Below are 13,557 nucleotides of genomic sequence, written 5' to 3' on the forward strand. Positions count from 1 at the left end.
TTGCACATCACGCCATTAGGCAGCATTTTGCTGTGTTGCGCGGCCGATGCCGTACAGAATTAAGCCAAGCACCAAGGCAATCAGAGCGGCGAGAAGTTGGTTGCCAGTTTCTTGGCAGAGTAGCCACACACAGAGGGCCGAAGCAACAGCGGGTATGGTAATGCCGAGCGGCAGTTTAAACGGCCGATTCGCCTCCTTCGCACGGAAGCGCAGGACTATGACGGCAATACAGACCAACAGGTATTCGTACAGGCGCGCTGCGACGTTCAACAAGACAAGGTGTTGGAACGTACCCGTGCTGGCAAGGATCATCACGAGAATGCCTGTCGTCCAAATCGCCACGACTGGGGTTTGGAACCGCGGCCAAATCTTAGCGAACACGACAGGCAGGGAGCGATTGAAAGACAAGGCGTACACGATGCGCGGTGACGACAATGCGATCCCGCTTTTTGTCCCGAAGATGGACAGAGCTGCACCGGCTGTCATGACGGTGGCGCCGCCGGCGAACATGGCGCGGCCTGCGTCTGCCAGCGGGGCACTCGACGATGCGAGTGCGGGGTCGAGCCGTTGAACTGCAACCTGAATCAACATGTAGAGCAGTGTCACCCCAACCAGTGTACCGATGACACCAATGGCCACCGATTTGCGCGGTTTGACCATCTCGCCCTGTGGAATGGTGGCCATTTCAAAGCCACCGTAGGCAAAGATGAGGACCAGAACCGCCTGACCGAAATTTTTTGGAGTTCCAAGGGTGCCTGCCTGAGCTGCGTCGTGTGTCACAAAGAACAGGCCAATAACGATGAGGAGTGCCAGTGGAATGAGTTTTACGATTGAGAAGAACACCACCGTCAGCGCTCCCCTCCGAACGCCAAACGTGTTCAATAAACAAAGCAGCCCCACCAGCACGACGATGATTACGTCTTTATACGGCGTGACTCCTGGCGCCAAGGCAGAAAGGTAGCTGACGAGGCCGTTCGACAGTGAAGCCCAACCAATGACGAACGTGATCCAACTCATCCAGCCAACTGTGAAAGCAACGGTTTTACCCATCGCTCGTTCAGCATACACGAACGATCCACCAGTCTTTGTAAACATACTGCTGGCCTCGGAAAAGGACAAACCAATGAGGATGGCGATGACACCGGCGAGCAAGTAGGCAAACAACGACTGGTCGCCAGCAAGGTCTGCAACCTGGCCAGGCAACAAGAATATGCCACCACCGATGACGCCGTTGATACCTATGAATAGGACTTCAGGTGTACGGAGTACACGCTTTAGGTTCTCTTCCACGTCTGTTTCTCCCCTCGATTCTATCTAATCGACTTATCGCATGCCTAAAACCGATAAATCCGACATGAAAAACGGGATTTATCATACCGGAATCGGAGAAGCGTTGCAAGCGTTGGATATCGGGGATGCAAACGGAGGTATAAACATGTCGGGGACATTCACGGTATGTACAAAATGAGTTCATAGTATGCCATCATCGCTGGGCACGATCAGTTTTTCTGCGCACGCAGCCTGAAGAGTCCAATTAAATTAGCCCCTAGTCGTCTCCCTAGGGGCTAACCATCATTCTATTGGTTTACTTTACAATGAGGACTGGCAATTTGGTGTGGTGAGTGACCTTGTGACTGACACTGCCAATGGCTAGTTCAGTAATGATCCTAACAGTGTACTCGCTACTCAGTGATAGCGAGTCACGGATACCGCCATTTCAACTGCAGACAAATAACCACCGCTGAGATTGGAATTCCACTGGCCTGAACTGGTTGTCGTAAATCCATACTGGCTTTCGCTCCACGACACGTACGTGGTAGCAATCCCTGACGCCAGGCTGGTCAGAACGTAGCCTTTCGAATGCGGGACTGGAAGGAAGTTGGCATGACAATACTGGACAATTCGTTTCGCAACGGCTACACCCTCGGATTGTGCATTTGTGGCATATTGCACTTCCATGGTCCATCGCCCTTCAGTCCAAACTAATGCAGAAATATTCTTTCCTGGCGCGGGTACTCGTTTCACTTTTGCTTGTATTCCATCCCCGAGGTCTAGCGTCGACATGACGGGTACCGAGGACTGAACATACAGAGACGGATTTTGAGGCAGCAAGTGTTGGGCTACCGCATTGTTCGTTTCCCAGTTCGAAACGGAGAATCCGCCAATGTTTGAATTGCCGCGGTTGAACAACACACTGTAACCCGGGGCAGGGGAATCGGTGGTGCTAGTTTGTACCGTCACGGGCAACGGCGTGTGGGCAAACCCGGGATAGGTTGTGGGGGCGTACAGCGGGACTGTGGTTTTCCCCTTGATCTCTTGCATCCCTTGTTGGATGAGGGGTGGAAATGATACAGTCGGCGTGGCCGTAGTTCCGGACGTACTGTTGCTGATTGCTGCACCATTTGGAGCGCCTGCCGTTGCATTGTTTCCAGTTCCACTAGTCGAAATCGAGCGAGTGGTTGTATTTGTGGCGCCGATGGTGGGATTCGTCGATTTCACTCCCGATGTGTGATGACTGTTGATCGATCCGCATCCCGCTAGAACCCCAATTGTGGTCACGACTACGCCCGCCAAGGCCCATTTGCTATATCGTCTCAAGAAAAATATCCTCCCTACCTCTCACGAGTTCACTGCCGTAAATAGACGTGGCCGGTGCCGGTTTCGTTACGTCCGTTGTCGCTACCGGACCCTTGCGAACGACTCACCAACGGCCTTCATGATTTGGAGCGGGATGGCCTGTATCGGCCACAAAACGGAGACATCAATGTATGTGTTACCCTGTTGGAAGGTCAGAGCACTGCTTGGCGGCCCGCTTTGGTTATTGCCAACGACATATTCAGCAGGCACGTTGTGAATCGTCAAGTGCGTGGTCTTCGTCCGGCCTTGTGGACTTGAACTTGGCGGAGGTGATGTCCGCTCAGTTATCCAGAAGTGCTTGTAGTCCAGTACCAAAATGCCTTTACCGTTATTCTTCACAAGGGTCAGGGTATCACCTGCGAGACCCTGATGCGGAATCCAAGCGGTCACACCTACGGCCTGAGCGACTTTCTTCACCCGTTGCAACTGAGCCGAGGTGTAATGGATTGGCACGGTCAAGTGACTCTGCTCAGAGGCCGCTGTGCGGTTGTGCGCCGACGTTGCCAAATGTCCGTGATTCACCAGGATGGTACCAATGGCAAAAACCGCGACTGCGACGGCCGCAGAGGCGCTGCCAACCCAGCCGAACGTTCGCCGCAGGTTCCTTGACCGGCGGCCTTTGTAGCGTTGCCGATGTACTTCTATCTCTCTGTGCAAGACACTGCTAATCTCAAGTTCCCTTTGTGCAGGCATCTGGATGGTTCTCAGAATGGAGAGACGTTCTCGGACCTCTTTGTAGTCGCTCACTTGCCAGTCAGCCATACTGCTGTTCCTCCTCTCGCAATTTTGCGACCGCTCGATGTAGCGTTGTCTTCACTTTTGCTTCGGACCACTTGAGAATTTTGGCTGTGTCTGCAATCGACCAATCCTGAATCAGCCGAAGGACTACGACTTCCCGTTGGTCCCGCGACAACACTGTGAGGAGTTGCTCGGCCTCAAAGGACACGCTGGTGTGAAAGTCCGTCTGTCCACCGAGTTGTTCTTCAAATAGCTGATGATGCCGGTCTCGTCGATGTTTCCGCGCATAATCTGTGATGCAGTTTCTTACAATCGCCCAGAGCCACGTTCTGGGCGTCGAATCTCCTCGATAGCGGTCCCAGCTTCTGAGCACACGAATGAATACTTCTTGCACGATATCCTCGGCTGCTGTGGGATTATTGAGCGTAAGCCGAGCGTATCGGTACACGTCACCTTGGTATGTGGAGAACAACTGCTCTGTTGCTGTTGCAGCATCCCAGTCATGATTCAATCGTTTCACCTCCGGAGGCATTTAATAGACGGAATGTCCTCCCGGATTGGTTACAGACAAACTTGCTTTTTTCAACGTCTGTTAAGAGGGATGACTGCACGGTGGTGATGGACGCGGCGACCTGCGAGGCCGTACCATGTGTCCTCACTTGTGCCGTTATGGAATTGGGTCACCGGCGAATGGGGTTATAATCCGATTGACACATGCTGTGGGTATCGTACGCTCAGAACGGATTCGTGTAGAGCTGTGGGAGCTGGAGGAGGAGTCTGGTCATTGTCTCAGTCGTTCATACATCAGTTGCTGTACTTTGTCGTAGGTTGCATAGTCGGTGGCCTACTGATTGGAATCACGACCGTGGTTCTGCGTGCCTTTGGCGTCATTCGTTTCCAACCACTGCACAACAGAGTATCGGCAGGCATCTCCAAGAACGAGAGATTCATCACAAACCCCTTCTGGCTGCTGATTTTCGCTGGGCTGGAAGAGGCTTTTGCAAGAGCGTTCCTCATCGGGTGGGTCGGCCACTATACTGGGTTGGTGATTGCCTTTGCCATTTCAGCAGTCGTATTTGCCGTCCTGCACCTGCCAAACGGTAAACCAACAGTCATCAGTATGTTAAATCTAGTGCTCGTTACCGTAGTTTTTGGCCTAGTCTACGTGCGATTTGGACTCTTGGCGGCCATCGGGGTTCATTATGGTTGGAACTTGGCACAGTGGCCTCTGCTCGGATACCCGATGTATGGTCGTCAAGTTGGACGGTTCCTCTCCACCCGCGCAACGGGACCGGAATGGGTGTCGGGTGGAGATTTCGGACCCGAATACAGCGTGGTGGCGTCTGTGCTTCTTGGCGCGTGCATCGTCGTTCTGTTTTTGCGAGTGACTTCTCACGTCGCATTCGCTATGCCGCGCTGATGTCCAATCCATCATCCTTTGCGCCTACACTCATCCCATGTTCTGTACCGCCTGCTGGGGTTTGAACAGGGTTAACTGCACTTACGGTGCGAGACCAACAAGTGAAGATGCAATCTCTTCAGCCATCTGTTGTGCCACGCGCTTGTCCGTAGGTTGTATGGACATATAAGTCTGTCCCTGTGTGAAAACGAGTGTATGTTCGATCCCGTTGGCGCTTGGGAAGGTATACCATGTGGCATGTGTACCGTCAGGTAAGACGACGGATTGCTTGCTTGTAGTGTTGCTTGGCGCGAATCCACCGATTTTGGACTCGTTGACCATTATGTTCTTAAAATGCAGTGTGAAGAAGACGAACTTGCCGCTTGCCTCAACACTTTGAAAGTGATCCCCAGCATCAATTTGCTGTGGGATGTACGGTGTTTTTACCCCCGTACTGTGCGCGGCCTGTGCAATTTCGCTCTGTTGCTGCGATGTGTATTGAATTGACGTTGCGCCGCTGGTAGTACTTGTGCTGCCAGTCAGCGTGCTGTTTGTGTTGCCCCCAGGATTCGGGTTTGTCGTTTTCCCTGCTGGTGGGGTAACCTGTTTAGTAGCATGTGCCGAGCGAGTTGCGTTTGACGCGGGCCCCACTTGGGAGACCGCTACCGCCGGGTGAATCGTGCCGCACCCAGCAACTACAGCAATAAGTGCCAATCCTGCTAGGATGGGAAGGGGGTTGCGCATGTTCACTCTCCTCTCAGTGAAATAGACGCAACCGACATCCTCTTTGTTCCATCAGGGTGGGCGATCAGACGTGCGGAAGGACTTTCAACTACCGTTAGTAGAGACTGTTTAACCACTTCTGAATCTCTGCATCTGCTGAGGCCTGATTTTGACCCTTCAACTTTCCGTTCCCGTGAGGAATCAAGTCCAGTGTCACCGGATCATGTGCCTTTTTCAACTGCTCATAGAACATCTGAACAGTTTGCCACGGCATGTTCTTGTCACTCGTGCCCTGTAGCAGAAGCACCGGGGTTGACTGTAGCACCTTGAGATTTGGGGACCGCTGCACGTATGGTTTGGCGCTTGGACTGAACTGTCCATAGGTTGAAACTGCCGTACCCAGGTAATTTTGTGCCAGTGTATTTGACTGGAAGTTCTCTTTGCTCCATTCTGCCAGAGTCCCCCAACCTACAAATGGATCCATTGCAACGATGTACTGGGTGTACTGAGCAAAATTCGGGTTAGATGCGACCATCAGGGCTACACCTGCCCCCAACTGATACCCCCACAATCTAATCATCGACTTGTTGACTGCTTTGAGAGAATCAGCAGCCCGGATGGCGTTTTCCGTGTCAATAGTATCTCCGAGCAATCCTTGAACCTGTCCTTGGCTGTCCGCATATCCGCGATACTCTGGGTAAACGGTTACGTCTGGCAGTGCGTGTGTCTGCGCAGTTTCAAAGTTCGGACTCTCCAAGGTACACCCCCTCACCCCTTCAAGTAGTTAGACGACCGGCGAGCGATTTTGAGTCACTTGTGATGCCTAGCACAGTGTGAATAGTGCCCTGTGATTCCATTCCATGAAATTTATAGGCTGATGGGCGAGGGAGAAAGGGGTACGGACAGGAGGGGGAGTTGCTTTGCGACACGCAAGTGCGGGCAATCTGCACTGCTCCTTAGAAGCCTCATTCGCACGTCTGTGCTTCGGTGACAGTGTGATGGTCCATGTTAGTGGGACGTAGACTTGCCTTTGACTAAAAAGTTGTCTTTTGCGTAGCTGGGAATAGACCATATGCCAACCTTCGCGGCCCGGACGCCAGTTTCCAATTTCGCATAGGCTGCTTCTACCTTTGGTGATGATGTGTCAGCTTTTACAAAGCCAGATTCAAGGGGAACGATTGCAACATCGTGCCCGTTCACGTATAGAGTGGCAGGGATTTGGCCCTTGGCCGCTGTGATTCTTCTTGGGATCACGGCGGTCACCGAACCCTGTTTGAGTAAAGCTGCAAGCAGTGCTTTGGATTCTGCTCCGAAAGGGTCGTTTGTTGGGGGAGCTTGCACTCCATACAGGTCCACCCAAGTCACTTTGTTTCCCATTTTGACCTCAACGGTTGAGCCGCTGGTGACCTGAATCACTTTGACCGGAGTTCCAAATAGTTCAGCCGATCTCGGCCGCAGTTGTGTGGGTGCACTGTGGAGGTTGAGAAATTGCCAACCGAGTGCAAGCAGAACTACAAGTAGAAGTGAACCAAACCCTCCAATTAAGGAGACGGGAAGATGTGATTTGTTCACGTTGGCACCTCCCGTATCAGACACCATCGATTTGGTCTGCATTGACGTAAATAGGATAACAGACTTATGGGCACTTGGTCAGCGGAAGATATACGGTGAATTCTGTCCCTTTCCCAGGACTGCTACTCACTTCAATTTTCCCGCCTAGGCTGCGGCAAATCTGGTAACTTGCCATGAGTCCCAACCCTGTACCGTTGGCTTTCGTGGAGTAGAACGGGTTCCCTAAACGTTTGAGTTCCTCGTTGCTCATTCCAATGCCTGTGTCTCTAATTGAGACCGTGCCACGTGACTTGGAACATTGAGTTCGAATCGTCACCAGACCGCCTGCGGGCATTGCTTCCACAGCGTTTTTAATAACGTTCACAAAAAGTTGGGTCAGTTTCTTCGAGTCTCCTGGAACGCAAACTCGACTTGAAACGTGCAACGAGACCTTGACGTTGTGAAGATGCGCGTAGGGAGAGAGCGTGTCAACGACGTGACGAACCAGTTCGTCAAGGTCGATGCTCGTACTTTCGTCAGTGCTAGGCCGAGCGAGGGACAAGTAGTCGTTAATAATTCCATGTGCTCGGTCTAGTTCATCCACCGCGGTGGCCAAATAATCTTTTTCATCAGGGGGGACCCGGTGACTTTGTATTGCAAGTTGGAGAAACCCACGCGTCACGGTCAGAGGGTTCCTGATCTCGTGCGCGATGGAGGCAGCCAACTCGCCTACGACATGGAGCTTTTCCGTTCGATTGATTTCTTGACTCAATTTAAAATTCTCAGCTACATACTCCATGCCGAGAATGGTCGCGGTTAGCAAAATGAGATTGATGAAATCAAACGCCACTAAGATCAGAATTCGTCCATGTACGTCTTCAAGGGCGTGCCAGAGCAAGATGTCGAGACCACTCAAGAGTAATACCATTGGAGCGGCCGCGAGAACAACCTTCTTTGCGCGAGGAGCATCTGTGAAGTATCTGGACATCAGGAGAGAAAAGCCAACTAACGAGATCCCGATGACGAGACCTTTCATCGTTTGGGGCCCACCAATGAAGATGCGATAAGTCAGAAACAGGGTAAGCATGGTCGCACTGGTAACGGGTCCGCCGTACAGGGGACCCAAAATCATGGGAATCGCGCGAAGGTCAAACGAAAAACCCTTTGCCTGTGTGTAGGGAAAGGACATACATAGGAACATCTCGATGTTCAGCACAGCCTGTACGAACAGGGTCCTAGCCATGCCCCCAGGTTTAATCATCGGCAGGAAGAACTGTAGGGTTAGCGATCCGATGAAGACAATGCACATGTTCAGCAAAAGCTCGCTGGCACCTGGCAAGTTTTGCACTTTTCCACACCCAGACATGCAATCTGAATATTACGTTTCATTCGACGTTTTGGGACAATATCCTGCGGGTTTTCGGCGTTATTTTCGAATCAGGCGCTGTACGAAGAATGACGCTGCAGAAACCAACGATGCACCGGTTGCGATGACAAGAATGGGTACCACGCCGAAAAAGTCGAATAGATTTCCGAACAGTGGCGGACCCATCAATCGGCCGACGCTGCCGATGCCTCCGACTAAGCCTAGGTAGAACGGTGCGCTCCGGCCTGCGGTTTGAGTAATTAACGCTGGAGAGGTTGGAGACACGTGCATTTCGCCAAACGTGCAAATGACCATGCTGATGACTAGAAAAAGATAGTTGTTGTGAAACAACCAAAGGAACGCAAACCCAAGGGTATAGAATACACCACTGGAAATCAGACGGGCGTGCAGGGACTTGGTGATGAACCGGTTCATTAGTGAGATTATGGGCTGTCCCACGAGGATCACGATACCGTTGACAGTCCAAAGAAAACTGAACGCCGCCGGTGGCCGACCAAGTTGATTCAGGAATGGCGCAACGCCGGAACTCCATGTTGAGGTGGCAATCGACAGCATCATCGTACCTGTCGCAAGAAACAGGTACAGACGGTAATCTCCGAGCAATGCCCGGATGCCAGCGTCTCCCGCTTGCAAACCTGCGTCAACCTGCAGCGAGTCCGCTTCTCGGAACCCGATGTGGCGAAGGTATGCGAAAAAAAACAAAGCAAACCCAATTGTGGTTAGACCGTCGACGAGAAACGTCAAATTGAATGAGATTGCCGCGAGAATACCTGCAAGGGAAGTTCCGACGGCGACACCGATGTTGTTGAAAACGTAGATTGCGTTGAATAGACGGTATCGCTGTTCTTTCCAGCGGTAGCCGACAAAGGCATTGACCGCAGGCATGGTGATCGCGTTTAACAGACCGTTAGCGACCATGACCGCAATGTATGGGTCCCACGTCTTTGCAATCATCAGGCTAAGTTGTGCGATACCGTTCAACAGCAAGGAACCGACAATTAGGCGCTTGGCTCCAAGTCTATGGAACAGTGCTCCGCCGATGAACTGCCCGATGATGCTCGCCAGGGACTGGCAAAACAAAACGAAGCCAGCCTCGCCATAGGACCGATGCAACACATTGTGCACGTAAATGACAATCAGAGGCCACAGCGTGGCACTGCCGATGGCGTTCGTCAAACTCGCGACGATGAACATCCAGGATTCCCGGGGGTACTCACCCAACCAGGCGTGAAGTCTATGCTGTATATGCGTCATGCTGACTGATTCGAGTTCCTAGGAGATCTTCCTTCTCATCGCTCATGGAAAAATAAATCACGTGCCTTCTGCCGCCTATAAAGCTGTCTCGCCCCGTGTGGCGGAGGGCAGTACAGTTGTATACTTACGTGTTGCAACCACGGTCACGACGGCGATTACGAACAACACTCCGGCTGCCGCGAACGGTGCGAACAGCCCGATGTGTGTGAGTGAGGATGCGATGCCAGGACCAATGATTCCGCCGATGTAGAGAGGCAAATACACCAGGTTCATGGCTGTGCTGCGGTGCGTCTCCGGGATGCGTGTAGAGAACAAGGCAAACACCATTGCACCGCCCATGCTGTATCCTGCGCTAAACAGCGTGAGTGCCAAGCTGAACCAGGCGACGTTGTGTGAGAAGCCAAGTACCAAGACGGCGGGGAGGGAGACGATGAATGCGAACAGGAGAATTTTGTGGAACCCGATTCGGTCCCCGATACGCCCAGCGATGACCGTAATGACGGCGCCGACCACCGCGGACAACCCCATCAGTCCACCGATCGACAGGGTGGTGGAGACAAAGTGCATCGGCAACTGTTCGATCGCGATGGGGAGATACGGGGTAATCATCTGGCGCGCCATCATTAATACTGTGTAGATGCCGAACAGCGTCCAGGTCACCGGGAGACTGAAGGTGAACCGGATGGACTGCCACGCTGTCGCCCACGCTGATTCAGGGTGTTGCTGAGCCGCCGATTTGACCGAACCCAACTCAGGCTGACGATACAAGAGGAAGAGCATGGTCCCGGTTAAGAAAGACAGGCCGCCGTCGAGCAAATACAAGCCGTGCAGACCAAGCAGGTGAAATCCTGTAATCACACCACCGAAGAGTGGACCGCCTGCCATGCCAAGTGAAGAGGACACACTGAACATGGCGACCGCAAAACCGATGCGGTCGTCTGGTGCGGCCTTGCGGATTGCGGCAAGCATGATGCCAGTATTTCCGAGCTGAAAGCCAACGAGCATCATCGCGATAAAGACCCCTGCCAGAGAGTGGCTCAGTCCGAGCACAATAAACACGACCATTTCCACGTATGCGCTGCGGATTACGACCAACTTTCCGCCGTAGCGACCGGCCCACACGCCCCAAAGTGGTACAAACGGCAGACCGACGAGAAATGTGACCGCTGACAGTATTCCAACCCAAGTCTCCACATGCGGGACATGCATGGATTCCAGATATACCGGCATGAACGCGAATACGTGGCTCATGGACATTGATTCGACTGCCGAGGTGATGAAAAACAGAGCAAGGACGACTCGCCAAGAAGTCGTTCGCGTGGATGTGTGTGTCATGAGTGCCTCCCCGGCTATGCGTATACATCGGTGATGGTAGCAGATTTAGGAGTCCAAGGATAATGGAAAGGTGAGGCGATGCTTACGAAATCTCTAGATTTCGGTGTAGACTGTTAGCCTGCGACTCGCCCAAATGACAGTGCAACGGTCAGAAACATGGGGGGAGTTTCGCAACACTGTAGATAAGGTGTTCATATCAGTGCACCTGTTCATCGGAAAGGGGACGGATACCATGGCACAAAAATACCGGTTGGTAAGAGTGGATGAGTCTGACAACCCGTCGCATGAACAGAGTCACGTTTCGCGAAATGGACAAGGCAGCAATCAGGGCACGATGTACGTCCAGGAACCCACGAAATCTCATCCACTGCGGTGGATACTCGGAATTGCCGCAGTCATTGTGATCGCCTTGGTTGCTGTGTGGATGACCGACGTATCCACTTCGATATCACACCTCGGCCAGCTGACAGCGCAAAACGGGCATTCACTCTCGCAGGACTCGACAAAGCTGTCCGGAATCCAAGCCGGGTTAAACGCGTTAAGTCGGCAATTCTATCACATGCAGGCAGAGATGCAGCGCTTCTTCACGGCCGTTATGCAAAGTCTACATGGCCGTTGACCTTCCTGAATTCTGGCTCTTGGTCCAGTACGATGACATGACTGTGGCCGCCCGACGGTGCAATTCACCTCGGGCGGCCGACGCTGGGTTCAGAGCCTTAGAACAGACCGGTGATGTGGCCCTCTTCGTCGACGTCGATGTGGAGTGCGGCTGGGTCTTTCGGCAATCCGGGCATCGTCATGATGTCGCCGGTCAGACAAACCAGGAAACCAGCTCCGAGCGACGGCCGAATGCCCCGCACGGATAAGACGAAGCCTTCAGGATTTCCAACTGCCTTTGGGTTGTCCGAGAACGAGTACTGAGTCTTTGCTACGCAAATCGGCAGGTGGTCCCAACCGTGGACTTCGCAGTCTTTGATTTGCCGCTTCGCTTCATCTGTGAATACAACGCCGGAGGCCTCGTACACCCGCTTGCAAATGTCTTCAATCCGCTCTTCAATTGATCCCGATAAGTCGTAGATGGGGTGAAACGACGACGCTGACGACTCAACGGTTTGCACGACTAGTTTGGCCAGTTGTTCACCGCCTTGTCCGCCTTGCGCCCAAACATTGGCGGTCGCAACCGGAAACCCGTGCTCGTCGCAAAGTTGATGAACAAGTGCAAGTTCAGCGTCTGTGTCTGACGTGAAGCGATTGAGGGCAATGACAAACGGCACGTGCGCTCGACTCACGATGCGCGTGTGATGAGCTAGATTTGCAAAGCCAGCCCGAATTGCATCGAGGTTTTCTGCTTTCAAATCTTTCCTTGCAACGCCGCCGTGGTACTTGAGTGCCCGAATCGTCGCGACAATGACGGCGGCATCTGGATGGAGTTCCCCTTTGCGGCATTTGATATCGAAAAACTTTTCCGCGCCGAGGTCCGCGCCGAAGCCGGCCTCTGTCACGACGTACTCACCGAGTTGGAGGGCCGTCTTGGTTGCGATGAGACTGTTGCACCCGTGCGCTATGTTTGCGAACGGACCGCCGTGGATGACGGCAGGTGTGCCTTCCAGCGTCTGGACCAAATTCGGCATGATGGCGTCTTTGAGGACTGCGGTCATGGCACCTTCCACATGCAGGTCGCGGACGTACACAGGTTCCTTGTCATAGGTGTAGCCAATGAGGATTTCGCCGATGGCGTGCTTCAATTCCTGGAGGTCTTCCACCAGACAGAGAATTGCCATGATTTCTGAGGCAACTGTGATGTCAAAGCCGCTTTCGCGGGTGACTCCGTTGTTTCTACCGCCAAGGCCGATGACAGTTTGGCGCAGCGCGCGGTCGTTCATGTCGAGGACGCGTTTCCAGACTATCCGTGCGGGATTGAGTTGGAGTTCATTGCCTTGATACAAGTGGTTATCGATCACGGCCGCCAACAAGTTATGAGCCGTTGTGATGGCGTGAAAGTCGCCTGTGAAATGGAGGTTGATGTCCTCCATCGGCACGACCTGTGAGTAGCCGCCTCCCGTTGCGCCACCTTTGAGGCCGAAGTTCGGTCCGAGCGAGGGTTCGCGCAGTGTCGCGACGGTGCGCTTACCCAACTGGTTGAGCGCTTGAGCGAGCCCAACGGTGACTGTCGATTTGCCTTCTCCGGCGGGGGTTGGGCTCATCGCAGTGACGAGGATTAGTTTGCCAGTCGACTGTTGCGGGTAGCGCTGTCGCACAGCAAGGTCAATCTTCGCTTTGTATCGACCGTAAGCGATGATGTCATCCGCGCCGAGGCCGAGTTTTTGCGCTACGTCCCCGATTGGCAGCAACTCCGCCTCCCGCGCAATCTCAATGTCACTCTTGCCCACTTCTGTGCCTGTCACCACTGTCTATCGCCACCTTTGTACGACTGTTGCCGTTTTCATCTTAGTTCATTCCTCAAGGCAGGGCGTGTAACCATGACTCTATCCCCTAGAGTTTCACATCCCGGACACCATTCTATGTCAATTCG

At 53.0% G+C, this 13,557-nt stretch carries 13 protein-coding genes; 2 read left to right on the plus strand and 11 right to left on the minus strand.

From position 1 onward, the window contains the following. Positions 1–15: 15 nt before the first annotated feature. The 4 genes from JC200_RS16985 to JC200_RS17000 form a co-directional block, all read right to left on the minus strand. The gene (locus JC200_RS16985) at positions 16–1,290 is read right to left on the minus strand and encodes an APC family permease (RefSeq protein WP_274432880.1); all 1,275 of its coding nucleotides are present in this window, start codon (positions 1,288–1,290) and stop codon (positions 16–18) included. Between the two features lie 396 nt (positions 1,291–1,686). Further along, positions 1,687–2,598: a hypothetical protein gene (locus JC200_RS16990; RefSeq protein WP_274432881.1), complete on the minus strand. Its 912-nt coding sequence runs from the start codon at positions 2,596–2,598 to the stop codon at positions 1,687–1,689. Between the two features lie 81 nt (positions 2,599–2,679). Next, on the minus strand, positions 2,680–3,399 hold the full coding sequence (locus JC200_RS16995) for a hypothetical protein (RefSeq protein WP_274432882.1): 720 nt from the start codon (positions 3,397–3,399) through the stop codon (positions 2,680–2,682). Next, entirely contained in the window at positions 3,392–3,886 is a 495-nt protein-coding gene (locus tag JC200_RS17000; protein ID WP_274432883.1) for an RNA polymerase sigma factor, read from the minus strand. The genes JC200_RS16995 and JC200_RS17000 overlap by 8 nt, the downstream gene beginning before the upstream one ends. Before the next feature lie 273 nt (positions 3,887–4,159). Here JC200_RS17000 and JC200_RS17005 point away from each other — a divergent pair, with 273 nt between their 5' ends. Further along, entirely contained in the window at positions 4,160–4,795 is a 636-nt protein-coding gene (locus JC200_RS17005; protein WP_274432884.1) for a CPBP family intramembrane glutamic endopeptidase, read from the plus strand. Positions 4,796–4,876: 81 nt separating this feature from the next. On the opposite strand, the gene JC200_RS17010 is transcribed toward JC200_RS17005, so the two are convergent. From JC200_RS17010 to JC200_RS17035, 6 genes are all read right to left on the minus strand, one after another. Beyond that, a complete protein-coding gene (locus tag JC200_RS17010; protein ID WP_274432886.1) occupies positions 4,877–5,518 on the minus strand; it encodes a hypothetical protein in 642 nt (213 codons plus the stop codon). Between the two features lie 94 nt (positions 5,519–5,612). Next, positions 5,613–6,254, minus strand: coding sequence for an alpha/beta hydrolase family protein (locus JC200_RS17015; RefSeq protein ID WP_274432887.1), 642 nt, complete (start codon positions 6,252–6,254; stop codon positions 5,613–5,615). Between the two features lie 251 nt (positions 6,255–6,505). Further along, positions 6,506–7,069 (minus strand): thermonuclease family protein, encoded by a 564-nt coding sequence (locus JC200_RS17020; RefSeq protein WP_274432888.1) that lies wholly within the window; start codon positions 7,067–7,069, stop codon positions 6,506–6,508. A 64-nt stretch (positions 7,070–7,133) separates the two neighbouring features. Continuing rightward, complete coding sequence (locus tag JC200_RS17025; protein ID WP_274432889.1) at positions 7,134–8,396, minus strand: ATP-binding protein; 1,263 nt, start codon at positions 8,394–8,396, stop codon at positions 7,134–7,136. 78 nt (positions 8,397–8,474) lie between these two features. Further along, positions 8,475–9,629: an MFS transporter gene (locus tag JC200_RS17030; RefSeq protein WP_274432890.1), complete on the minus strand. Its 1,155-nt coding sequence runs from the start codon at positions 9,627–9,629 to the stop codon at positions 8,475–8,477. Positions 9,630–9,764: 135 nt separating this feature from the next. Then, positions 9,765–11,024 (minus strand): MFS transporter, encoded by a 1,260-nt coding sequence (locus JC200_RS17035; protein ID WP_274432891.1) that lies wholly within the window; start codon positions 11,022–11,024, stop codon positions 9,765–9,767. A gap of 232 nt (positions 11,025–11,256) precedes the next feature. Between JC200_RS17035 and JC200_RS17040 the strand changes: the two genes are divergently transcribed. Beyond that, positions 11,257–11,643, plus strand: coding sequence for a hypothetical protein (locus JC200_RS17040; RefSeq protein ID WP_274432892.1), 387 nt, complete (start codon positions 11,257–11,259; stop codon positions 11,641–11,643). Positions 11,644–11,740: 97 nt separating this feature from the next. Here the strand turns inward: JC200_RS17040 and JC200_RS17045 are convergent, their stop codons facing one another. Continuing rightward, the gene (locus JC200_RS17045; RefSeq protein WP_443111918.1) at positions 11,741–13,429 is read right to left on the minus strand and encodes a formate--tetrahydrofolate ligase; all 1,689 of its coding nucleotides are present in this window, start codon (positions 13,427–13,429) and stop codon (positions 11,741–11,743) included. Positions 13,430–13,557 lie beyond the last annotated feature (128 nt).

It is taken from the genome of Alicyclobacillus sp. ALC3 (assembly GCF_028751195.1).
In the GTDB taxonomy this organism is placed as follows: domain Bacteria; phylum Bacillota; class Bacilli; order Alicyclobacillales; family Alicyclobacillaceae; genus Alicyclobacillus_L.

Bases quoted from the DNA above. Each gene is read 5' to 3' on its own strand.
- JC200_RS17035 (WP_274432891.1), bottom strand. From the start codon at position 11,024: ATGACACACACATCCACGCGAACGACTTCTTGGCGAGTCGTCCTTGCT.
- JC200_RS16995 (WP_274432882.1), bottom strand. From the start codon at position 3,399: ATGGCTGACTGGCAAGTGAGCGACTACAAAGAGGTCCGAGAACGTCTC.
- JC200_RS17030 (WP_274432890.1), bottom strand. From the start codon at position 9,629: ATGTTCATCGTCGCGAGTTTGACGAACGCCATCGGCAGTGCCACGCTG.
- JC200_RS17040 (WP_274432892.1), top strand. From the start codon at position 11,257: ATGGCACAAAAATACCGGTTGGTAAGAGTGGATGAGTCTGACAACCCG.
- JC200_RS17010 (WP_274432886.1), bottom strand. From the start codon at position 5,518: ATGCGCAACCCCCTTCCCATCCTAGCAGGATTGGCACTTATTGCTGTA.